The sequence below is a fragment of the Hungatella sp. SL.1.14 genome (assembly GCF_024460495.1).
Lineage (GTDB): Bacteria > Bacillota > Clostridia > Lachnospirales > Lachnospiraceae > Hungatella > Hungatella hathewayi.
Genome location: NZ_JANFYJ010000004.1, coordinates 35,671 through 59,178 on the forward strand (window position 1 = coordinate 35,671; position 23,508 = coordinate 59,178).

The following is a 23,508-nucleotide window of genomic DNA, read 5'->3' on the forward strand; positions in this document are numbered from 1 at the left end:
CCGGTCCTTTCCTGATCAGCCCTTTACGCCAGTCGCCGCGATGCCTTCCACAAAGTACTGCTGCAGTGCCAGGAACACGATCAGCACCGGAATTAAGGACAGTACGGATGCAGCCATAATCAGTCCGTATTCTGAGCTGTACTGGCTTAAGAACATCTTCAATCCCAGCTGAAGCGTCTTCTTGGCTTCCGTTTTCAAATAAATGAGCGGCCCTAAAAAGTCATTCCAGGTATTGACAAATGTGAAGATCGTCAGTGTGGAGAGCGCAGGCTTGGAAAGCGGCAGCATGATCTTTGCCCAGATCTGATACTCATTCATACCATCGATTCTGGCCGCCTCGCAGAGTTCATCCGGGATTCCCTGGTAGAACTGTCTCATCATGAACACGCCAAAGGCAGAGAATGCCTGGAGGCAGATGATTGCCAGATGCGTATCGTTCAGCCCGAAGCGCCTCATCATCATGAACTGCGGAACCATGTATACCTGCCACGGTACGGCGATCGTTGCGATATAGGCCAGGAACAGCGCATTTTTATGCTTGAAATTCAGCTTTGCAAACGCATAGGCTGCGAAGCTGCTGGTCAGCAGCTGCAGGCATGTAACGATTAATGTGATCTTGATCGTATTTAAAACGAATTTCATGAGCGGAATCTTCGTCCAGATGTCTATGTAGTTTCTCCATCTCGGATTCTCCGGTATCCACTGAATCGGGAAAATAAATACGTCCTTGTCTAACTTTAATGAGGCAGACAGCATCCATGCAAACGGTACCAGCATCAGAAATGCAAGGGCAATTAAGACTGCATAGAGGATAACCCGGCTGATTTTATAATTTGTGCTTTGTACTTTCATCTCTCTTCCTGCCCTCCTTAATTCGCATACTTCTTCTCACCACGGAACTGAATCAGCGTGATGACAAGGACCATCAGGAACAATACCATGGCAACCGCGCTGGCGTAACCCAGATTCCAGTTACGGAACGCTTCCTCGTAAATATGGTAGACGAGAACCATGGCCGAGGTGCTGACGACACCGTTGGAACCGCCGGCCAGCATGTATACGATATCGTAAACCTTGAAACAGTTAATCGTTAAAATAATCGTGACGAAGAACGTCGTCGGCTGCAGCTGCGGCCATGTGATATAGCGGAAACGCTGAAGAGAATTTGCGCCGTCTAAGCTGGCCGCCTCATAGAGCTCGGCGTTAATTCCCTGTAAACCTGCTAAATAGATGACCATGTAATAGCCCATGTTCTTCCACACGGAAAACAGTACGATGGTGAACATGACCCAGTGGGGGTCGGCCGCCCATTTCGGCAGGCTCTTGGCAGATACGCCCAGCTGATATAAAATCATGTTGACGGGACCGCTCTTCTGGGGACTGAAAAGCATGTTCCATACGGCAGCCACGGCCACCAGCGACGCTACGTAGGGGAAGAAGCTGACGGTACGGAAGAAATTCCGTCCCTTTACCTTCTGATTTAACAGGACCGCAAGTCCCAGCGCACAGGCCAGCGTAAACGGCACCGTCGCAAGACAGTAGACGATCGTATTGACAAAGGAAGCCCGGAATCTGGCGTTCCCAACCATCTGTACAAAGTTCTTAATTCCGGCAAACTCCATGGGGCTGTTCCCATCCCACTTCATAAACGCCAGTACAAAAGCAAAGATAATCGGTCCCAGGGTAAATACCGCAAATCCGATGAAGTTGGGGGCGATAAAGGAATATGCCACCATGTTTCTCTTTTCCTGTCTGGTAAACCGTTCTCCCGTGCGAACCTTCTTAATTTTCTCTTCTGTCGTCTCAATCTGAGAGATCAGCTTGTTTCTCTTATGTGACTGTTCTGTATTTTTAAGCTCACGCTCCAGAGCCTCACGCTTTGTGAGCAGCGCGGCAATTTTTTCGTTTTTCTGTGTTTCCGTTAATGTCTTAGCCACCGGCTTTTCCTCCTTTTCCTATTTACCATTCCGTGATTCGATTTCCAATTCAGAGGGGATTCTTTAAATGAGGCGGGCTTTTATTCTGCCCGCCTCGTGATGTAGCCTGATTGTCGTCTGCGCTTTTTATTCAGCCAGGATAGCGCTTACCTGCTCATCCATCTGTGTGATTCCGTCATCGACAGAGATGCTTCCTGTCATGATTGCATCATGTGCTTCGTTCAGTGCGGTCTCAATCTCAGAGCTCTTCGGATGTACCGGCATTTCCAGATACAGATTTGCAGTATTTAAAGCGTCTACACTGGTGTCGTCATCCTTCGGGAAACCTTCTGTTGCAGATACCAGGTTCGCTACCTCGTCTGTCATAACAGCCGGGATTGTTCCGGTTGCTGCCAGAACTTCTGCTCCCTCTGCTCCGCTTACGAAGTTTACAAACTCCCAGGCCAGATCTTTATGAGGTGCGTTGGTCGGGATTGCGAGAGAGGTGATGGTTGCCAGTGTGGAACCGGCCTCTACGCCGTCAGCATGAGGATACTTTGCAATTCCCCAGTTTGTGCAGTCTGTGTACTCGCCTGTTTTGATCTTCTCGATCAGTGTGGAGATGAACCAGGTTCCCATGTTCATCATCGCTACGTTGCCCTGGGCAAATGCGCCGGAGTAATGAAGGCCGCTGGTCTTTAAAGTTGCGTAATCCTGGCATACGCCGTCTTCCTGCTCTGCAAGAACCATGTCGTAGTATGGCTTTAAGAACTCATACTTTCCGTCCAGAATCGTATTCTTTCCGTCCAGGATACCGAACAGCTGAACGGCAGATCTCCATGTGTGGTAGTGAGCGCCGTATACTTCCTGGCCTGGGGTGTCAACGGTTACGGATCTTGCCAGCTTGTCATACTCATCGAACGTCATGTCGTTGGTAGGATAGGCAACTCCGGCCTTATCAAACACGTCCTTGTTGTAGAACAGCACCCAGAAGTCATTTCTGAATGGAAGCTCGTATAACTTGCCGTCTACCGTGATCTGATCAGTCAGTCCCTTGTACTGAGCCAGATCGACGCCTGAGTCTGCTATGTAGCTGTCAAGCGGCTCCAGCACGCCCTTGTTCACCAGGGTCATGTATCCCGGAACATCCTTTACGGTTACTACGTCGAAGTCGGAGCCATTTCCCGTAAGCTCTGTGGCCAGTACGGTCTGGTAATCGGTGGATCCCAAGTCTACCATTTCAATGGTAACATCCGGGTGGGCCTTCTCGAACTCGTCGATAAGCGGCTGATAGTAGGTCGTGGAGCTGATATCCCAGACAGACCATTTAAGGGTTGTCTTATCTCCTGAAGCCGCAGCCGTCGTATCCGCCGGTGCCTCTGCCTTCGCAGTTGTCTCCGCTGTTGTTCCTTCCGGTGCAGCTGTTGTTTCCTTGCTTCCGCTTCCGCAGCCCGCCAGTGTGGTAACCACCATCGCTCCTGCAAGTGCGAGACTTAATGCTCTTTTTTTCATTGTATTCCCTCCTGATTTGAATTTGGTAAATAGTTCAGCCATGCATCTTCTTGTTTTCAAAAAGCATGAAAACAAGAAGCCCGGGCGTTCCGCCCTATGTCAGTTTGAACAAAAAAGTGCTTATGCAAGCAAGCTTTCAACACACTTTTCCGTCCAAACTGCCGCATGGCTGAACTGTTAACTAAATTATAACCGGATCACCGGCGGAAAAGAATGGATTTTATCTCATAAAATATTCATTATTTATTCACAATTATTTCATAACCCCCTTGGCAATGTACTTTTTTACGATTAATAATACAATTTCTCTATTGTATACATATTGTATTGTTTTTCGTGAAATACCTCCTCACTTTTCATTGACAATTTACAATAAATAGTCTAATTTTGTATATAGAAATCTGCAGAGAGAGGAACTCATCCTTATGATAAAGAAATTTTTTCCCAGTTCGATCCGTGGAAAAATCATGGCCGTAACGGCTGCAATCACGGTTCTGATTGCCGTCATCACCATGGCGGTCTGCTACTCCGTGTTCCAGTCTTTTCTAATGAAAAACCAGATTCAGTCCACGGAATTCAACCTTTCCGTCATCAGCGGCAACATGGCGGAGGATATGAAGGAGATCGTCACGTTCACCAAATGGTGCTGCTCCAACAGCGAGGTCGGCCACTATCTGGAGCGGCTGAAGGACCAGCCGAAGCTCCCGACGGCTTCCAAAGACACGGAGGGGCTGCGGCCGCTGGCCCTGTCCGCCTATAAAAGGCTGAATGAGGAATACATAACCTCCGGAAGCGCCGGGGGAAAGAAATATATGGCCCGCGTCATCATCTCCACCCCAAACACCGGCAACTTCCTGCAGTCGATGACCAGCGCCAACTACTCCAGCTCCTTTGACGCAGCGCGGGTCAGCAGCAGCAGGTTTTTTGCGCCCCTGCTGGAAAGCTCCGACTTTCGATGGATCGGAGTGGTGGATGATCCGATCTCCAATGCCAATCATGAAAAGATCATTCCCATCGTACGGCCCGTATACGATGAATACAGCCTGGAGGTCATCGGCTGGACCTATGTGGAGGTCTCCTCCCGCCTGTTTACGGACTACCTGGCGTCCTACCCCCAGGCCGACGACAGCCAGCTGTTTTTGACGATCGGTGATAAGACGTACGGTTCCTCCAGGCGCACCTGGGACGATCCCTCCATGCCCTATACCGATTTTAAGCCTGTGACCGGCACTGCCACGCTGGATCCCGGAACACAGGTATTTTCCGTGGTCTCACCGGAAGGGGAAAAGCGGATGCTGGTCCGGCGGCCTGTCGAGGTGGAAGGGAGTGACGGCTGGTATCTGTCTCAGGTTTTATCCCGGCAGCAGTTTAACCAGCAGCGTATGGTTTACCTCCTGCTGATCGTCGGGATCAGTGCGGTCATCATCTCCCTCGGCTGTCTGCTGACCGTTCTTTTAAATAAGATCATCAGCCAGCCCATCAAACGGCTCAGTTTAAAGATTGATGCCATCGCGGACGGGGATTTCTCCAGGGACAGCGAGATCGAATGGAACCACGAACTGGGCTCCATCGGACGCGGTATCAACAATATGTCGGAGAACATCGTCACCCTGATGGATAAGCGGGTGTCAGACGAAAAGCAGAAAAAAGATCTGGAATACCAGATTCTGCAAAGCCAGATCAATCCGCATTTCCTCTATAATACACTGAATTCCATCAAATGGATGGCCACGATCCAGAATGCCACCGGCATCGCTGACATGACGACGGCCCTGGCCAGACTGTTAAAGAATGTTTCCAAGGGAACCTCCTCCATGGTCACACTGCGGGAGGAGCTGGATCTGGTCAAGGATTATTTTCTGATTCAGCAGTACCGGTACGGCGGAAGCATCACCATGGACTACCACATCGAATCGGACGAGCTCTACGACTGTGAGATCCACCGCTTCACGCTCCAGCCAATCATTGAGAACGCGCTGTTCCACGGAATCGAACCGAAGGGAACCGCAGGCGCCATCACGGTATCCGTAACGTCCGATACCATGAATGGAAAGAAAGTGCTGAAAATCAGCGTGACTGACAACGGAGTCGGTATGACCGGAGAAACCATCGAGGCCGTGCTTCACGAGGAGGACAGCTCCGGCAAAAACAAGACTGATTTCTTCCGCCATGTAGGGATCAGCAACGTAAACCGGAGAATTCAATACGATTTCGGACCGGAATACGGAATCACCATTGTCAGCGAACCGGGTGTCTACACGACCATGACAATTGTGCGCCCTTATAAAATAAAGGAGACATTATGATAAAATTACTGATTGTAGATGATGAGCCTCTGGTTCAGATCGGGATCAAATCCATGATAAACTGGGAGGAATACGGCATTGAGGTCTGCGGTACCGCCATGAACGGCGCCAATGCCCTGGAGCTGATTGAAGAATACTCCCCGGAGATTGTAATCACCGACATCCGCATGCCGATCATGAACGGGCTGGAGCTTGCAAAAACCTGCCGTGAAAAATACGGCAGGATCCCCCTGTTCATCTTTTTGACCAGCTATGAGGAATTCCAGCTGATCAAGGAGGCCATGACCTATGAGGCCGTCGATTACTTAATCAAGCTGGAACTGAGTGCCTCCTCCCTGGCAGATGCCGTGAAGAAGGCGAAAAACCGGCTGGAAAACCTTCAGGCCGTTGTCAAAGCCAAAGACCCCGGCCGCCCTCTGCTTCAGAGCTACTACGACAAATTCATCCTTCGCCTGCTGCACAACCTCTTCGATTCGGAAGAACAGTTCCTCCTTCAGGCAAAGGATTTAAAACTGGCCTTTACGGATGCCTGCTACTGCGCCGCCCTGTTTGAGATTCGGGAGGAAGCTCATGCAGCCATGGACCACACAAAGCTTATGAATCTCTGCAGCAGCACATTTTCCATGGCCCGGGACATTTTGAACAAACACCTTCCCTGTTACGCCATCTCTCTGGACATGAAGCATTTTGCCGTGATTTTCCACGCGGCGAAGCAGGAGGACGGAAACGCCGCGCAGCTTCAGAGCGCAGTCAAAAATGCAGTGGAGATGGTCCATAATTACTTTAACGTCACCGTGCTGGCCGGAATCGGCACCCCGGTGGAACAGCCTCTAAAGATCTGCGAATCCTATCAGGACGCGCGGCAGGCCTTCGGACGGGCAACCACCACGGCTCCCATCAGCCAATTTTCCCAGGATGACACCGAGTCCGTCAAAAACGCGTTCAACATCGCTGTGTTTAAAAACGATATCACCAAGGCCTTCGACGAATTCGACACCGATGTCCTCTACCGGACGCTCTCCGAGATCATCGAACTGTTTAAAGCCCATCCGCTCCGTTTCCTTCAGGCCGTGGACGGAGCCTGCAACATTCTCTACCTGGCTCTCTCCCTGCTGCCCGACGGCGAGGAAAACATGATGGAGATTTTCTCCTCCTACAGCGACGGATACCGCTCCATCTACCGTTTTACCAGCGTGGATCAGATCATTGAATGGATGATGATCCTGCGCGACGGATTGTGTGAGGTGTTAAAATCCAAGAGAAAGACATACAAGGCTCACGTCATCACAAATGTGCAGAAATACATAGTCAGCCATGTAAATGAGCGCCTCTCCCTCAATGAGGTGGCCGGCGTCTTCGGACTCAGTCCAAACTACTTAAGCATTTTATTCAAGAAAAACTGTCAGGTCGGCTTCTCCGAATACATCTCGCAGGCGAAGATCGCAAAGGCCAAAAGCATGCTTTTGGAACAGGATATGAAGATCTATGAGGTGGCAGACAGACTGGGCTTTGAGAGCGCTTTTTACTTCAGCAAGGTATTTAAAAAGGTGGAGGGCATCTCTCCGCGAGAATATATACAGCAAAACACCATCGGTCCCGATGGAGAACAAGGAGACACACTATGATTGCAGATACAGCTATAACTGAGACATCATTAACCGGGACGCCCATGGCGGCAGCCATGATCACTGAGGCGGCCCAAAAGCTTCAGAAGCCGCTTACCCTGTTCACTCCCTGCCCTCCGGCATCTGACAGGGAATCCTGGGAAAAGCTTTCGGAAGACTTAAAAGCACGTCTGATTAAAAATGGAGAGCAGTATCTCCACTACGAATACCCCTCCTTAACCGCCGTGGATTTCATGGAATTTACACGCAATGGAAACAGGAGCCGCTACCAGGACCGGCTGTTCGCCAGACGGACCGCCTTAGATACCCTGGTCCTCGCGGAATGTGTGGAACACCGCGGCCGTTTCCTCGACGATATCATCAACGGCCTTTACTTAATCTGCGAGGAAAACGCATGGCAGCTTCCGGCCCACAACTCCTATATCCGTGATACGCCCCAGTTCCCGCTTCCCGACGTCACGAGGCCCGTGATCGACTTATTCGCAGCCGAGACCGCCTCCATCCTCGCTGTGGCAGAATATCTGCTGCGCAGCGAATTAAACGAAGTAAGCCCCTTCCTCTCTGTCATGATCGGCCACGAACTGGAGACGCGGATCTTTACCCCCTATCTCGAAGAGCACTTCTGGTGGATGGGCGATGGAAAGAGCCACATGAACAACTGGACGGTCTGGTGCACTCAGAACGTGCTGCTCTCCGCCTTCACCAGGCCTCTCCCGAGTGAGACACAGACCAGGATTCTCTGCAGGGCAGCCAGAAGCATCGACTACTTTCTGGATGAGTACGGGGAAGACGGCTGCTGTGATGAGGGCGCCCAGTATTACCGCCACGCAGGACTCTGCCTCTTCGGCTGCCTCGAAATCCTGAACGGAATCACGGATCACGCATTCTCCTTTGCCTGGAAGCAGGAAAAGATCAGAAATATCGCCTCCTACATCCTGAATGTTCACGTGGATTCGATTTATTACGTCAATTTCGCGGACTGCTCTCCCGTGGCCGGCCGCTGCAATGCCAGGGAATATCTGTTTGGTAAGCGGACCGATAACCGGGCTTTAATGGAATTCGCCGCCTCCGATTACCAGAACAGCGAGGACCCGCTTACGCTCGATGAGCACAACCTGTTCTACCGTCTTCAGACCGTGTTCTCTCATGAGGAAATGATGGAATCAGACAGGAATCCCGTAATCGCTCATAAGGATCTCTATTACGAAAGCGTCGGCCTCTTCATCGCCCGCGGCAGCCGCCTCTGTCTCGCCGTAAAAGGCGGCGACAACGACGACAGCCACAATCACAACGACGTCGGCAGCTTCACCATATACAAAGACGGCAAACCGCTCTTTATCGACGCCGGCGTGGAAACCTACACGAAGAAGACCTTCTCCCCGGACCGTTACGATATCTGGACCATGCAGTCACGGTACCACAACCTGCCTTCCTTTACAGATCACGGCAGGGAGACGGTCCAGCAGGACGGCGGGCGTTACCGCGCCGAAGACGTCCGGTATGAGCTGGGCGAAGACGTCTGCCGGATCTCCATGGACATCGCGAAGGCTTATCCTGACGACCGCATCCGTTCCTACACACGCAGTGCCGTCCTGGACAAGGAGAAATCCATCACCATCCGGGACCACTATGAGGGCGATGGCGGCACAGCCGTCCTGTCGCTGATGTTCTGTGAGAAGCCGTCCATCCATCAGAATACGATCCGGATCGGTGATCTCGGCATCTGTACAGTGGAAGGCGCTTCCTCCATCACGTCGGAAGAGATTCCGGTTACTGATGAGCGTCTGAAAACAGCCTGGAAACACAGTCTGTACCGCTGCCTCGTCACGATGGAGGCCCGCGATCTGACCCTGACGATCGCCTGATGCACGGTGTAAGGAGGCTGTTCCCTTGAATATAACCTTGAAAACCATTGGCGGCCGGATTCTGGCCGCTGCAAAAAAAGATGTGATACTGACCGTTTCCCTGGTCTGCGCCGTCTTTTCCATGTTTCTCGTTCCGCCCTCCTCCGCCTATATCGGCTATGTGGACTTCCGTGTCCTGGCGCTTTTATTCTGCCTGATGGTGGTGGTGGCCGGATTTCAGGAGTGTGGTCTCTTCGTCCTGATGGCGAGGAAGCTGCTCTCCGGCGAGAATAATTTCCGGCAGCTCTCGTGGATGCTGGTTATGCTTCCCTTCTTCTGCTCCATGCTGATCACCAACGATGTGGCACTTTTGACCTTTGTCCCCTTTACAATCCTTATTCTGGACATGATCGGTGAAAAGAAGCATATGGCCTGGATCGTGGTGCTCCAGACCGTGGCGGCGAACCTTGGGAGCATGGCAACTCCGGTGGGAAATCCGCAGAACCTCTTCCTGTACGGGCGTTTTTCTATCCCGGCAGGCCGTTTCTTCGCAGTCCTGCTGCCCCTGGCCGCACTGAGCTTCGTGCTCCTGACCGCAGCAGTTTTCCGCATTCCGCGGATCTCCATGCAGATCCGTTTTGATGCGCCGGAGGTGACACAGGAAAAGCATGCCAGTCCCGCCGTCTTTTTGTTCCTCTTCCTTCTCTGTCTCCTGTCCGTCTTCCGCATTCTGGATTACCGGATCGCGCTGGCAGTCACCGTAGTCTGCCTCCTTCTCTTCGACAGGAAGCTGTTTAGGACCGCGGATTACCTTCTGCTCCTCACCTTCGTCTGCTTCTTCCTGTTCGCAGGCAATATGGGGCAGCTTCAGGGATTAAAGAGCTTTATGGCAGAGGTTCTGAGCCGGAATCCGGTGCTGTTTTCTGCGCTGACGAGTCAGTTGATCAGCAATGTGCCGGCTGCGGTGCTTCTCTCCGGTTTCACCTCCGACTGGAAATCGCTTCTTCTCGGGACGAACCTCGGAGGCCTGGGCACGCCGATCGCCTCGCTGGCCAGCCTGATCTCTCTGAAATTTTACATAAAAGAACTGCCAGATAAGGTTTCCCATTACCTGGCAGTATTCACTGCGATAAATATTGTATTCTTCCTGATTCTGTACACGGCGGCCTGCTTCCTGTAGAAGCGGCCCTCCGCAGTACGGAGCCATCGCCGTACTACGGTTCTACATAAGCGGGGCAAACAGCCGCAGCGCGCGTCCCGCCAGCTTCTTATACCACGGATAACGCCGGCACTCCTCCAGAGTAATCACCTGGCTCTGCGCCAGCGTCTCCCTAAAGTCTCTCTCCACATCCTGAATCACCTCATTGCGGTAAATATAAGCCGCACATTCAAAATGCAGATACAAACTTCTGTAATCCATATTGATCGTGCCGACTACGGCCTTCTCATCATCGCTGGTAAAGACCTTTGCATGTACAAAGCCCGGCGTATACTCGTATATCTGCACTCCCGCCTTGATCAGTTCCTCATAATGTGCCTTGGCCAGCAGGAACGCATAGACCTTGTCCGGAATGTGAGGCATGATAATAATCGTCTCGACCCCCCGCTTCGCCGCAAACTGCAGGGCCTGTACCAGCTCATAATTGAGAATCAGGTATGGCGTCATGATATGTACATAGCTTCTGGCAGTGTTGATAATATCGAGGTACACCAGCTCTCCCACCGTCTCCTGATCCAGAGGGCTGTCGCCGTAGGGAATCACAAAGCCCTCCATGGACAGCTCCGGCGGATAGAAGAACTCCGGATCTCTTAAATACCTTCCGTAATCCTCCGGTTCCCTCTCCGTAATATTCCACATTTGGAGGAACATCATCGTAAAGCTGGTGACCGCATCGCCCTTCAGCATGATGCCGGTATCCTTCCAGTGGCCGAAGCGCACCTTCCGGTTGATATACTCATCCGCCAGGTTAATGCCGCCTGTAAATGCCGTGTGGCCGTCGATCACCAAAATCTTTCTGTGATCCCGGTTGTTCTGGTAGGTGGACAGGGCCGGTCTGATCGGCGCAAACATCTTCGCCTTTAGGCCCTTTGCCCTCAGTTCCTTTGGATAGCTGTACGGAAGGAGGACGAGGCAGCACATGCCGTCGTACATAAACCGCACTTCCACGCCCTCTGACACCTTGCGCTCCAGGATCTCCAGGATGCTGTCCCACATCTCCCCGCGTTCCACGATAAAGTATTCCATGAAAATGAAGCGTTTCGCCTTCTCCAGCTCCTTTTTCATGTCTTCGAACATCTCCTCACCCAGCGGGTAATACTTCACATTGGTGTTGCCGTAGACCGGATAGCTGCCGGAGTTTTCAATATAGGCGGCCAGGTTCGCATTGCTTCTGCTGATTCTTGCCAGCTGCTCCATGTAACGGGGATTCTGCTTCAGATACGGCTGGGTGGCCGCGATATTTTCCCGCAGCCTTCTGTTAATGATCTTTCCTTCCCACTGCAGCTCCAAAAAGAGATAAAGCAGCGTGCCGAACACGGGAATCACCGTAATCGGAATGATCCACGCCAGCTTAAAGCTTGGATTCTCATCCTTATTTATGACATAGAGGATTACAAATGCGCTGAGCAGCGTAAAGCCTCCGTAAATATAGACCATGTAATGACTCAGGAAGCGGAAGCCTGCAAGCAGGATCGAGATCTGCAGCAGCAGCGACATCACCACAAACGCAGTCCGCCCGAATATGATCCTTAAAAGTTTTCTAGCCTTCTTCATCCTTTGTCTCCTCTCCTGTATCAATCATTACACATCGTATCTCTCTATTCCAGCGCCTGGCGGATATCTTCGATAATATCATCCACGTTCTCGATGCCGACGCTGAAACGGATCATGGAAGGATCCACACCAGCCTCCACCAGCTGTTCATCGGTCAGCTGTCTGTGAGTATGGCTCGCCGGATGAAGCACGGATGTACGCGCATCTGCAACGTGAGTAACGATAGCCGCCAGCTTCAGACGGTCCATAAATGCGACAGCCGCATCGCGTCCGCCCTTAAGTCCAAAGGAAATCACGCCGCAGGTTCCGTCCGGCATGTACTTCTGTGCCAGCTCATAGTACTTGTCTCCCTGTAATCCCGGGTAGTTCACCCACTCCACGTCATCGCGGGACTTTAAGTATTCCGCCACGCGAAGCGCATTCTCACAGTGGCGCGGCACGCGCAGATGAAGCGTCTCCAGCCCCAGATTTAAAAGGAATGCGTTCATCGGGGACTGTATGGAGCCTAAATCACGCATAAGCTGAGCTGTGGCTTTCATGATATAAGCCATCTTTCCGAACTTCTGTGTATAGACAATGCCGTGATATGACTCATCCGGCGTGGTCAGTCCCGGGAATTTCTCCGCATGGGCCTCCCAGTCAAAATTGCCGCTGTCCACGATGCAGCCGCCCACGCTGGTTGCATGGCCATCCATGTACTTTGTGGTGGAATGGGTCACGATATCGGCGCCCCATTCAAAGGGACGGCAGTTAATCGGAGTTGCAAACGTATTGTCGATGATTAACGGTACGCCGTGTCTGTGAGCAGCCGCTGCAAATTTTTCAATATCCAGAACCACCAGGGCCGGATTTGCAATCGTCTCTCCAAAAACAGCCTTTGTATTCGGCTGAAATGCCTTCTCCAGCTCTTCCTCAGACGCATCGGGATCCACCAGCGTCGAATCGATTCCCAGTTTCTTAAGCGTCACCGTAAAGAGATTTGTCGTTCCGCCATAGACTGCCGCGGAACTGATCACGTGATCTCCCGCCTCACAGATATTTAAGATGGCGAAAAATGACGCTGCCTGTCCTGAAGACGTCAGCATCGCGGCTGTGCCGCCCTCCAGTTCACATATTTTTGATGCCACCGCGTCGTTCGTCGGATTGGCTAAGCGGGTATAGAAATATCCCTCATCCTCCAGGTCAAACAGCCTTCCCATCTTATCGCTGTCGTCGTATTTAAATGTTGTACTCTGATAGATCGGAAGCACTCTGGGTTCTCCGCTCTTTGGCTGCCATCCGCCCTGAATACAGACTGTCTCTCTGGAACGCTTCTTCTGGCTCATGATTCTTCCTCCTGTGTTGTTAAAACATATTTTCTCCCTAGTTTATCACATAATTTTCCATAATTCAATAACCTGGCCTCGGGAGTTGCGAAAACAGCTTGAACTCCATCTCCTTTTACAGTATAATATCTAAATGGAAAATTTTATCAATCACGCACAGGAGGTGCACATGGATAAATCAAGGGTTTACTACACAAATTTTCACACCACATTTTCAGAAAACCTGCCGCAGAAATTAAAAAGGCTTCTTAAAACAGCCGGAATGGAGCAGATTGATTTTCAAAACAAATACGCCGCTGTCAAGATCCATTTTGGAGAACTGGGCAACCTCTCCTTTCTCCGTCCCAATTACGCAAAGGTCGTAGCAGACTTAATCCGTGAAAACGGCGGAAAACCGTTTTTGACCGACTGCAACACGCTCTATGTCGGAAGCCGCAAGAACGCCCTGGATCACCTTGACACCGCTTACGAGAACGGATTCTCTCCCTTTTCAACCGGCTGCCACGTTTTAATCGCCGACGGCTTAAAGGGCACCGATGAGGCACTGGTCCCCATCGACGGTGATTACATAAAGGAAGCCAAAATCGGCCGTGCCATTATGGACGCCGATATCTTCATCTCCCTGACCCACTTCAAGGGCCATGAGAGTACCGGTTTCGGAGGAACCTTAAAGAACATCGGCATGGGCTGCGGTTCCCGCGCCGGCAAGATGGAGATGCATAATGCCGGGAAACCTCACGTAGCGCAGGAGACCTGCGTCGGCTGCCACGCCTGTGAGAGAAACTGTGCCCACGGAGCCATCTCCTTCCAGGAGAAAAAGGCCTCCATTGACCACAACCGCTGTGTCGGCTGCGGCCGGTGTGTCGGCGTCTGTCCGGTGGATGCCGTGGAGACAGACTGCGACGAGTCCAACGACATCTTAAACTGCAAGATCGCAGAATATACGTATGCAGTCGTCAAAGACCGTCCCTGCTTCCATATCAGCCTTGTCACAGACGTATCGCCAAACTGTGACTGCCACTCGGAGAACGATATCCCGATTATCCCTAACGTCGGCATGTTCGCTTCCTTCGACCCGGTGGCTCTCGATATGGCCTGTGTGGACGCTGTCAACCGCCAGCCGGTCATTGCCGGAAGCATTCTGGAAAAGCACGGCAGCAAACACCACGACCACTTTACAGACGTTCACCCCGATACCAACTGGAAGACTGCGGTAGAACACGGAGTAAAAATCGGCCTTGGAACTAAGGAATATGAACTGATTACAATTTAAGTGCCGAACGCGTTGTAATCAGCGGAATCACCGTTACAATCAAAAAGAATGCCTGAAGGAAACAGGATCAGACCACGATCCCCGATCTCCTTCAGACATTCTTTTTCATTTATGACTGGTACCTGCGCTCTCTCCCAGCGGAATCTTATCCCTTCCGATCTGCCACACTGTAATATCGGCATCCGTGACTTTTTTCTCCGGAATGTTTTTGGCAATGATCAGCTCCGGCCACACAAAGGTGGTCTCCACCGCCTTTCCATCCAGGCAGATTCTGGAATAAGGCGTAAAATTTTCTCCGTACACCAGAATATTGGAATCGTTATACACGATATCATCGATGGTGATGGGATCGATTCCCATCTGTAAATCCGTGGTCTGATAGGGATTTTCCCCGCCGTAAACCTCCCGGTCTCCGTACAGGATATCGTATTCCAGCGCCTTCATATCAGCCAGATACGTTTCCTCATCCTCCATGCCGCCGTTTAGATAATTCTGGTGGAAGCGCATCATGGTTCCCTCATGTATTCCCAGCATATCCAGCACATGGGCCGCCAGCTGATACGCCTCCACATCCATTCTCTTCTTGGGAAGATTCATGTTGTTCCAGACCACATATTCCGTCTGGTACAGGGATTTGTTGATCATCTCATCCGCCGTCCATTCGAAGCTGGGGAGGTGATCGCCGTACATGACGAGGACGATCGGTTCCTCCCGCGTGCGGAGCGTATTGACAAGCGAACGGATAAAATCATCCATCTCATGAATCTGCTCACAGTAATACTCAAAATCCGGATACTTCCCGTGTCCCTGCACCGATATGGTATAAATAAAGTCCGGACCTTCAGTGGAATCCAGGGTTTTAATGATCTCCTTAACCAGAATCTTGTCCCTGCACCATCCGGCCGGATTCCTCTCAATATTGTTCATGTACTCAATCGGCGTAAACGTATCGAACCCGATCTGGGCAAACACATTGTTCCGGTCATAAAACGTCGCCTCATTGTTATGGATGGCGTGAGCCGAATAGCCGAGATTCTTTAAATCGAAGGCCACACTCTCACAGGAGGTCTTTTTCAGCACGGTCTTATAGGGATACTCCCCCGGTCCGAAAAAGTCCAGATTCATCCCCGTGATGGCCTCAAATTCCGTATTGGCAGTCCCCGCACCCACGGAAGGCACATTCAAATATCCGTGGGGATAACTCTTCTGAAGCCGGTGAAAAAACGGGATGGGATCGTAGTCCTCCTCTGTACCGGATTTCAGATTGCCCGTCACCGGATTCTTCTTCCACAGCAGCGGATCAAAAAACGATTCCAGTTGGATCATAATAACGTTTGGTTTCGTATTTGCCGAGACGGCGTATGTATTCTCCGGAACAAGCTCTTCCGCCTTAATCCCCTCAATCGTCTCCGTCCCGTAATCCTCGGGCTTCGAGATTCCCGTATTAAACATGGAATTGGCAAAGCAGTAGGGAAACCCGTACATCTGAAACGCTTCCCCGATGTTGCCGAAGCGCACGGCCACCAGCCCGGTATTCATGGCGGCCGTCGTCAGCCCCAGAACCACTGCCGCGCTGATCCCCACGACCACCGCGCTCCTGACGAAGCTTACCTTTTCCCGGCTGACCGGCGCAGCCCGCCATACGAGCACGCAGAAGACCACAACCACCACCAGGGCTGCCCCAATCATAACCAGCTGCATCCAGGTAAAATACGTAGTCGCAATGTTTGCCGCATACTTAATCAGCCTGAAATCCGCTGCCGTAAACGGAGTCGTCCTGAAAATCAGGAGTATCCCGTTCACAACTCCCATCCCCAGCCAGAGGATCGACAGCACGATTGCCCCAAACACCCGGCGCTTCGTAAAAAACAGCACCGTAAACGGGAGGGCGATGATACACGTATTCAAAAGGAAGACCAGCGGGCTTTCCAGCACATAGGCCAAAAGCACAGTAAGCGACTTCCTGCTGATAAACTCAATCAAAAAATTTAAAACAGCTGCCAGAACCAGTATCTTCCCCAGCCGTTTTCCATATGCCTTCATGGCGGATCTCCTTTGTACCTCATCGTACTTCAAATCTTTAGAACCGGATTTAGTCTACCACACTTTACTTAAAATTTACATACCTGTTTGTAAAAATTAGGAAAATTGTAAAGGACGGCATACTGCCGCCCACAAAATGAACCGTAACATGACGAAGTGCTGCGCAGGATATCCCGCACAGCACTTCTGTTACTTTCACTCTTTTTGTTTTTCATCAATACTCTTCTGTCGGAACGAATGCATCCTCTTCCGCCGCAGGAACACCGGCCGGACGTTCAGATTCTTCCTCGGCAGCCGCCTCTTCTTCCGCCGCGGCGTTCACGTCTTCACTCTCCGCAGCCTCTTCCTTGATGGGCGCGCCGCATTTGCCGCAGTAAAGGGAATCCTTCGGAACCTTTGCACCGCAGACCGCACAGATCCGGCTTCCTTCACTCTGGGTCAGTTCGATCTCCAGAGCCGCAATCCGTTCCCTGCACGTCTTAACGGCATCGTACACCTTGGTATAGGCTTCTTCCGGCTCACGGTTGGATTCATAATAGATCCTTCCGATCGCGGCGTAGGCTTCCTCCAGCTTCGTCTTCTCCGTGCTGATCTGTGTCTTTAACTGTATCGTCTCCGTAAGTGCCTTAGCCTTTGTAGCCACTTCTTTGCCGGTATCCGTAAGGGTCTTACCCAGTTCTTCCAAAAATGCCATACGTAGTTCCTCCTTTGACTTGTCGCTCTTATCATTTTATCGTCATTGGAGGAAAAAGTCAATCAAAGACTGTTTCCACTTCTTTGTTAAACCGTTCCGACTCCCTCTTTAAGAATTCCGGCTGATCTGCCTTCCGTATGCTGTATTCATGGCTGGTCTGACCGCTGGTGTCTTTAATCACGGCGGTAAAGACAATCCGGTTCTCCTGTTCATTGAAGGGATTAAAGTTTGCATAATCCTCCAGTCTGGCCGTCTCCATCAAGGCAGCCAGCTCCTCCTGATCCGTAACGGTAAGCTGGGAAACGTTCTCCTTATCGTAGTACCTGCCGCTGTCATCGTCTGTCAGCTGGTAAAGATCGATATCCGCCCTTACTACCTCGCCCGTGCCGATTCCGTCGTTCAGTTCTATTCCGCACTCCTTAAGCAGTCCGATCGTCTTCCTGAAAGACGGGTAAACCGGATAATACCCTCTGTCAATACCACTGTTGTATCTCCAGGCATAAGTATCCTGATCCTTTAATTTTTCCGCCATAACCTGGTCGTTGGTCATAAACTGAATCTGGGCGATCGGATTTTCCCTCTCCATGACCGCTGAAGTCAGGGCGGCCATCTCTTCCTGATAAGTGCTTAATATCAGATCGACGTAATCCGTCTCTACGCTGCCGCCGCCGCGCGTCACTTCCCTGGTCCAGCTGCTCTGCTTCACCCTGATCTTCCCGGTATTCTCCGCAGTCTGTTCCATCACCGGATAAGCCGCCATGCGGTAATCCCGGCTGTCATAGATTTTCTTAACAAGATCATATTCCTTATTACCGTAAACGGAATAGGACCGGTATACTTCTCTGCCGTTCTTCAGATTGTACTTGACGGAGAAGCTGATGTAACGATTTCCATACTCTGAATTCCACTCGTTATCACGTCTCTTCTCCCTTTCCACCTGGCTGACCGCATCGGAAACGAGAGCCAGCACCGTGTCTGTATCGGTAATCCGCATCCGCGAGAAAAGATAATCACTGGGGGACTCATAATCCCAGTAATAGGAGCCGTCATCCAGTTTCGCGCTTCCGTAATCCACCCAGTATTCCATATTGTTCAGGGAAACTGCCACCGACTCCAGAGACTCCGGCTTTGGTATGTATTTATCATATCCAAATAAATCGAACTGGAAGCCGAAGAACACCAGGGCGGCACAAAGTCCGCACACCGCCATGGAGATCCTGCTGGAAAACAGTTTTCTGAAATCGAAATGGTAGATAATTTCGATCGTACAGTGTGACAGCAGCAGACCGCAGATCAGTCCAAACACTGCCCAGCCGATACTGTCATGCAGATACCAGAAGAACAGTCCCCCGCAGAGCGCGGACAGGATCACGACCGGAATGCGGATGATATGCTGGCTTACCTTAAAGGCCATGGCTTTTCCGGCTGCCTCAGACCCCCTCATGCGGTAAAGCAGGACCGAAACCGCGGTAACCGCTGCAGTGACAAGAATGACGGCGCCGATTCTTAAGATCTGGCTCTGGCCGTTCGTTCCATTCATAAAGGCAGAGTAATTGCTGACATACAGGGTAAAGGCAGAGCTTTTATCCAGCAGTCTGTATGCGATACGGCTGCCTCCGTGATAACTGGTTTTAAAGAATTCCTGATACAGAGCGTCCAGGAGCAGAAGCAGAGCCGGAAAATACAGATGAAGCACGCCGGTTCCCAGAATTCCCACCAGAATATTACCGGTCAGCACCATGGCCAGAACGGTCACAGAATACAGCATCACAAAATGAAGGAAAAGGAAGCCTGACGCCCCGAATGCCGCCGGTATCACGTCTCCCGGTGCGATTCCGTTCACCATGGCAACCAGTAAACCCAGAAGTAAATTAACCGCATAGGCAAAAAACAGGATCAGCGCCCCATCCAGGTAATTTACGAAAAACAGCTTCTCACGTCTTACCGGCAGCGAATGGTAGAAATCCACTTTTTTTCTGGAATGCAGCCAGGAAAAGCTGGTAACCCCCAAAATCAGGGACAGCAGCACGATAATCACAGCGATAAACCCATTATTGAAGCCGAGTACCGACCGGGCGCTGTGCAGCATGCCCTGATACGATTCCTCCATGTTTCTGCTTTCGCTGAGAGTTAAAGCCACAGCCACCGGCAGGGAAAAGAAGAAGGTTAAGAAGGTCAGGGCCACCGCCCAGAGGCGCCGTTTTAAATCCTCCCTCATCAGATTAAAGAATAAGTTTTTTGATGTCATATCCAGCCACCTCCGTCTCACTGATAAATATCTCTTCCAGGGACAATGGAATAATCTCATAAAATACCGGAGCATAGGACTCTATCACGCGTTCCGCCTCTTCCCGGCTTCCCCTCACGGTAATGGTGATGAGCCTGCCTCTCCGCTCCGTCTTAAGCCGTTCAAAAGCCACTAAGTCGTCCGCATCCATTCCCTCTCTCAATACACACTGGATCTTATGAATATTGAGTTTCATATCATCCAGATCCTTTGACAGCAGGATACCGCCCTTGTGAAGGAGACCCACATGGTCACAGATATCCTCCAGCTCCCGCAAATTGTGGGAAGCAATAATGGGAGTCAGATTCCTCTCCGCCATATCTCCCGCAAATAAGCTTTTTACCGCCTGCCTCATCACAGGGTCCAGGCCGTCAAACGTCTCATCACAGAACAGATAATCCGTATTCGTACAGATTCCGCAGATCACAGACAGCTGTTTCTTCATGCCTTTGGAAAACGTATTGATCTTTCTTCTGCCGTTTAATTCAAAACCGGCCAGCAGTTTGTGAAATCTGGTCTTATCAAACTTCGGATAGACACGGCTGTAAAACTCCATCATCTCCAGAGGCGTCGCATTGCTGAAAAAATACTGCTCATCCGATATGTAGAAGAACCGCTGTTTGACCTCTTCCCTCTCGAATACATTCTCACCGTCGATCGTGACGCTCCCCTCATCAGGCTTTAGAACGCCGCTCATCATCCTTAAAAATGTGCTTTTTCCCGCCCCGTTGGTTCCGATTAAACCGAATACGGAAGCATCTTTGATCTCCGCATTAATATGATCCACGGCGGTCATGTCATCAAACCGTTTCGTCAGATTTTCCGCTTTTATCACGCTGTTCTTCCTCCCTTACCATAGATTTTTGTCCCTTCCAGTCCTCGGCGACCCAGCAGTGAACCTTATCTTCCGTCACCCCGGCATTTCTCGCCTCCAACAGCCAGCTCCCCAGCTCCTTCCGGAGTTCGCTCACCTTCAGAGCCCGTATGGAACTCGTATCCGATACAAAGCTTCCCCGTCCCTTTACGGAATAGATAAAGCCGCGTCGTTCCAGTTCCGCATAAGCCCGCTGTATCGTATTGGGATTAATGGACAATTCCGTCGCCAGACTCCTGACTGACGGAAGCTGGCTGTCCTGTTCTAAGACCCCGCATATCATCAGGTCCTGCAGTTTCTCCACGACCTGCTCGTAAATCGGTCTGCGGTCTTTATAATCCAGCAGAATCATATGGCACCTCCTATACTGTATTAGTACATCTAATACACTTAGTATACACAAACACCTCCGGTTTGTCAACCGGAGGTGCTGAAAAAAGAAATAACAGGAGCAGATCCTTAGTTCCGTCTGTCTTCCACTATCAGAATTCTGATGGCATCCTGAGAATTGTTCCAGTTGAACACATAGAGTGTATAGGAAACATTTCCCCTGATGTAAATGTTGGAGGTCAGCAGCGGACTTCCCGAAAACGACGTGCTGTTGGAGACGGAAACCGTGTAATATCCGGCCGGCAGATAGCGGAAGCTGGTAACCTCGCGGTAATTCACATTCTGGAATGTAACTGCACCGCCGTTTAACGTCACATTGACGCTGCGGTTGGTGTTGGATAAGTTGCATACGCGGAAGCATCCCGTATTCAGGCCGCCGTTGCAGTTAGAATCTGTAATCTCCATTAAGTCCAGGCCGCTGTTGGTATTGATGATGGCGACGGTCACCGCGCCGTTTAACGGCACATTGATCTGCTTCTGGATATAGACGTAGCCGTTCTGTCCTGATACGGTGACCGTCTGCATGCCGGAGGACACACGGCCGTACTGGCTGACCTCCGCATTGTCCAGACCGTTCACTACCATCTGATTGTTGATGTAAATGATGAATGGGTTATATCCGGCGGCGGCATTTAAGAACCGGACGACGCCGTACTGAGTGGTGCTGCAGAAGTAACAGGGAATGATCGGTCTCGGGAAAACGGTAATAATCGATCCCCAGATCCCATTGTTCGGCCTGTTGGGAAAAGTCGGGAGCGGTCCGCCCTCTCCGGGATTCGGCAGCGGAATGACCGGTGTCTGGCCATTGTCAAAATCAGGAATGGGTCCTCCTTCTCCGGGATTCGGCAGCGGAACCACCGGGAAATTGCCTTCCGCTTCTCCATCGGGTACCGGTCCGCCTTCGCCTGGGTTTGGCAGCGGAACCACTGGTGTATCTGCGTCATTCTGCATATAAGATAAAGTGTCCATATTGCCCCTCTTTTATGTTTATTATACTTTAAGTTTATTCCACCTTATCTTCCCAGTGCCTGTACCGGAACAAATTTCTCTTAATTTTCGCAAAATCCTGTCTAAACGGCAGTCTCCGCAGCCATCCCCGGATTATTTCTGCCCATAAGCCTGCGCAGACGCCCCATCACATAGCGGTAAGCCGGAATCAGGAACAGGTCCGCAGCCACCCAGGCAATGGGATTGGCAAAGCATACCGCCGCGTATCCAAAGAACGGAACGAGACAGAAACCGACAAAGGATCTGGCCGCCATCTCACAGACGCCTGCGATAATGGCAAACTTGGAGTAACCCAGTCCCTGAATCGTAAATCTCACAATATTGACCAGAGCCAGCGGGAAATAGAACAGACTGTTGGCAATCAGGAACTGCCTCGTGTTTGCCAGAATCTCAGTCTCCCCGGCATCCACAAACAGAAGAGCCACCACGTCGCTGAACAGCCAGAGCCCGGCCAGCGCAATCACCGAATAGACCGCGCCGATGATAATACAGGATTTAATTCCTTTATCGATTCGGTCCAGCCGCCTGGCTCCCACGTTCTGTCCGCTGTAGGTGGCCATGGTGGCCCCCATGGCGTCAAAGGGACAGCAGAAAAACATGCTGATCTTACTTCCTGCCGTCACGGAAGCCACAGCGACCGATCCTAAGGAGTTCACCGCCGTCTGCAGGATCACGCTTCCAATGGCCGTAATGGAGTACTGAAGCCCCATGGGGATTCCCATGCCGCACAGCGTCACCATGGCATTCTTATCCGGCTTCCACTCATCCCCCTGCATCTTTAATATCGTAAACTTCTTTCTCATATAGAGCAGACAGAGGATTCCTGAGACGCCCTGAGAGATCACCGTCGCCCAGGCGGCTCCCGCCACCCCCATATGCAGGACGAGTATGGTAAAGAAATCCAGGATAATGTTCATGACCGAGGACACCAGCAGGAAATAGAGCGGCGTCGTGCTGTCTCCCAGCGACCGGATAATTCCTGACAGAATGTTATAAAGGTATGTAGCCGGTATTCCCATAAATATGATGATAATATAGGAATACGCCCCATCGATGATATCCTCCGGCGTATTCATCCAGATCAGAATGTTCCGGCACAGCACACAGACCACGGCCGTCATGGTAACCGAAAAGATCAGGGACAGCCAGCCACCGTTGGCAACAAACCGCCGGAGGGCCACCTCATTCTTCTCTCCGAACTTCTGTGCCACCGGAATCGCAAAGCCGCTGCACACACCGATGCAGAACCCGATGATCATAAAATTAATCGAGCCGGTGGAGCCCACTGCGGCCAATGCGTTAACGCCCAGATACTTTCCAACGATAATGGTGTCAACCATATTATACAGCTGCTGAAACAGCAGACCGAACAGCATGGGAATCAAAAAGCTCAAGATCAGCTTTACCGGCGATCCGGTTGTCATATCCTTTGTCTGCTTCTTTGCCATCGTTTCCGTCCTCACTTATTTATTCAGATTTTCAGTTCTTCGCACCACAGAATCATGATGCTACATCATCATAATTTACACTCAGTGGAGCGATTTTGCAAGTGAAATTTTTCCATTTTCTGTTGGATTTTCAATTTTCGTGAATTTTATCACATAGAAGTACTTTCCTATGATATCAAAAAACGCCCGG

The 23,508-nt window shown here is 51.0% G+C and carries 17 protein-coding genes; 5 read left to right on the top strand and 12 right to left on the bottom strand.

The annotated features are described in order from the left end of the window. Positions 1 to 15 precede the first annotated feature (15 nt). The 3 genes from NE473_RS05625 to NE473_RS05635 form a co-directional block, all read right to left on the bottom strand. Positions 16 to 852, bottom strand: a complete 837-nt coding sequence (locus NE473_RS05625) for a carbohydrate ABC transporter permease (RefSeq protein ID WP_022032057.1) — start codon at positions 850 to 852, stop codon at positions 16 to 18. Between the two features lie 17 nt (positions 853 to 869). Then, entirely contained in the window at positions 870 to 1,937 is a 1,068-nt protein-coding gene (locus NE473_RS05630; RefSeq protein WP_171038712.1) for a carbohydrate ABC transporter permease, read from the bottom strand. Positions 1,938 to 2,063: 126 nt separating this feature from the next. Next, a complete protein-coding gene (locus NE473_RS05635) occupies positions 2,064 to 3,428 on the bottom strand; it encodes an ABC transporter substrate-binding protein (protein ID WP_039893337.1) in 1,365 nt (454 codons plus the stop codon). A gap of 425 nt (positions 3,429 to 3,853) precedes the next feature. On the opposite strand from NE473_RS05635, the gene NE473_RS05640 reads away from it, so the two are divergent. From NE473_RS05640 to NE473_RS05655, 4 genes are read left to right on the top strand one after another with little or no spacing between them, the layout of a single operon-like run. Next, a complete protein-coding gene (locus NE473_RS05640; RefSeq protein ID WP_256265181.1) occupies positions 3,854 to 5,734 on the top strand; it encodes a cache domain-containing sensor histidine kinase in 1,881 nt (626 codons plus the stop codon). Continuing rightward, on the top strand, positions 5,731 to 7,359 hold the full coding sequence (locus NE473_RS05645) for a response regulator (RefSeq protein ID WP_055649730.1): 1,629 nt from the start codon (positions 5,731 to 5,733) through the stop codon (positions 7,357 to 7,359). Before NE473_RS05640 ends, NE473_RS05645 begins: the two co-directional genes overlap by 4 nt. Next, the gene (locus NE473_RS05650) at positions 7,356 to 9,224 is read left to right on the top strand and encodes a heparinase II/III domain-containing protein (protein ID WP_242866095.1); all 1,869 of its coding nucleotides are present in this window, start codon (positions 7,356 to 7,358) and stop codon (positions 9,222 to 9,224) included. The genes NE473_RS05645 and NE473_RS05650 overlap by 4 nt, the downstream gene beginning before the upstream one ends. Before the next feature lie 25 nt (positions 9,225 to 9,249). After that, a complete protein-coding gene (locus NE473_RS05655) occupies positions 9,250 to 10,383 on the top strand; it encodes an SLC13 family permease (RefSeq protein WP_055649731.1) in 1,134 nt (377 codons plus the stop codon). Positions 10,384 to 10,425: 42 nt separating this feature from the next. Here NE473_RS05655 and cls read toward each other — a convergent pair whose 3' ends face one another. Next, entirely contained in the window at positions 10,426 to 11,976 is a 1,551-nt protein-coding gene (gene cls, locus NE473_RS05660; RefSeq protein WP_022032050.1) for a cardiolipin synthase, read from the bottom strand. 44 nt (positions 11,977 to 12,020) lie between these two features. Beyond that, a complete protein-coding gene (locus tag NE473_RS05665) occupies positions 12,021 to 13,301 on the bottom strand; it encodes an O-acetylhomoserine aminocarboxypropyltransferase/cysteine synthase family protein (protein ID WP_006775110.1) in 1,281 nt (426 codons plus the stop codon). A 169-nt stretch (positions 13,302 to 13,470) separates the two neighbouring features. Here NE473_RS05665 and NE473_RS05670 point away from each other — a divergent pair, with 169 nt between their 5' ends. After that, positions 13,471 to 14,574, top strand: a complete 1,104-nt coding sequence (locus tag NE473_RS05670; protein ID WP_022032049.1) for a DUF362 domain-containing protein — start codon at positions 13,471 to 13,473, stop codon at positions 14,572 to 14,574. 105 nt (positions 14,575 to 14,679) lie between these two features. Here NE473_RS05670 and NE473_RS05675 read toward each other — a convergent pair whose 3' ends face one another. The 7 genes from NE473_RS05675 to NE473_RS05705 all read right to left on the bottom strand — a co-directional run bounded on the left by NE473_RS05675 (position 14,680) and on the right by NE473_RS05705 (position 23,318). Further along, a complete protein-coding gene (locus NE473_RS05675; RefSeq protein ID WP_022032048.1) occupies positions 14,680 to 16,617 on the bottom strand; it encodes an LTA synthase family protein in 1,938 nt (645 codons plus the stop codon). 214 nt (positions 16,618 to 16,831) lie between these two features. Then, positions 16,832 to 17,311: a zinc ribbon domain-containing protein gene (locus NE473_RS05680; RefSeq protein WP_022032047.1), complete on the bottom strand. Its 480-nt coding sequence runs from the start codon at positions 17,309 to 17,311 to the stop codon at positions 16,832 to 16,834. 58 nt (positions 17,312 to 17,369) lie between these two features. Further along, the gene (locus NE473_RS05685) at positions 17,370 to 19,559 is read right to left on the bottom strand and encodes a DUF6449 domain-containing protein (protein ID WP_055649732.1); all 2,190 of its coding nucleotides are present in this window, start codon (positions 19,557 to 19,559) and stop codon (positions 17,370 to 17,372) included. Continuing rightward, positions 19,534 to 20,433, bottom strand: a complete 900-nt coding sequence (locus tag NE473_RS05690) for an ABC transporter ATP-binding protein (RefSeq protein ID WP_022032045.1) — start codon at positions 20,431 to 20,433, stop codon at positions 19,534 to 19,536. The genes NE473_RS05685 and NE473_RS05690 overlap by 26 nt, the downstream gene beginning before the upstream one ends. Further along, on the bottom strand, positions 20,399 to 20,824 hold the full coding sequence (locus tag NE473_RS05695; protein ID WP_006775103.1) for a GntR family transcriptional regulator: 426 nt from the start codon (positions 20,822 to 20,824) through the stop codon (positions 20,399 to 20,401). The genes NE473_RS05690 and NE473_RS05695 overlap by 35 nt, the downstream gene beginning before the upstream one ends. Positions 20,825 to 20,931: 107 nt before the next feature. After that, a complete protein-coding gene (locus NE473_RS05700; protein WP_006775102.1) occupies positions 20,932 to 21,831 on the bottom strand; it encodes a DUF4397 domain-containing protein in 900 nt (299 codons plus the stop codon). A gap of 101 nt (positions 21,832 to 21,932) precedes the next feature. Continuing rightward, on the bottom strand, positions 21,933 to 23,318 hold the full coding sequence (locus NE473_RS05705; RefSeq protein WP_055649733.1) for an MATE family efflux transporter: 1,386 nt from the start codon (positions 23,316 to 23,318) through the stop codon (positions 21,933 to 21,935). Between the last annotated feature and the right edge of the window lie 190 nt (positions 23,319 to 23,508).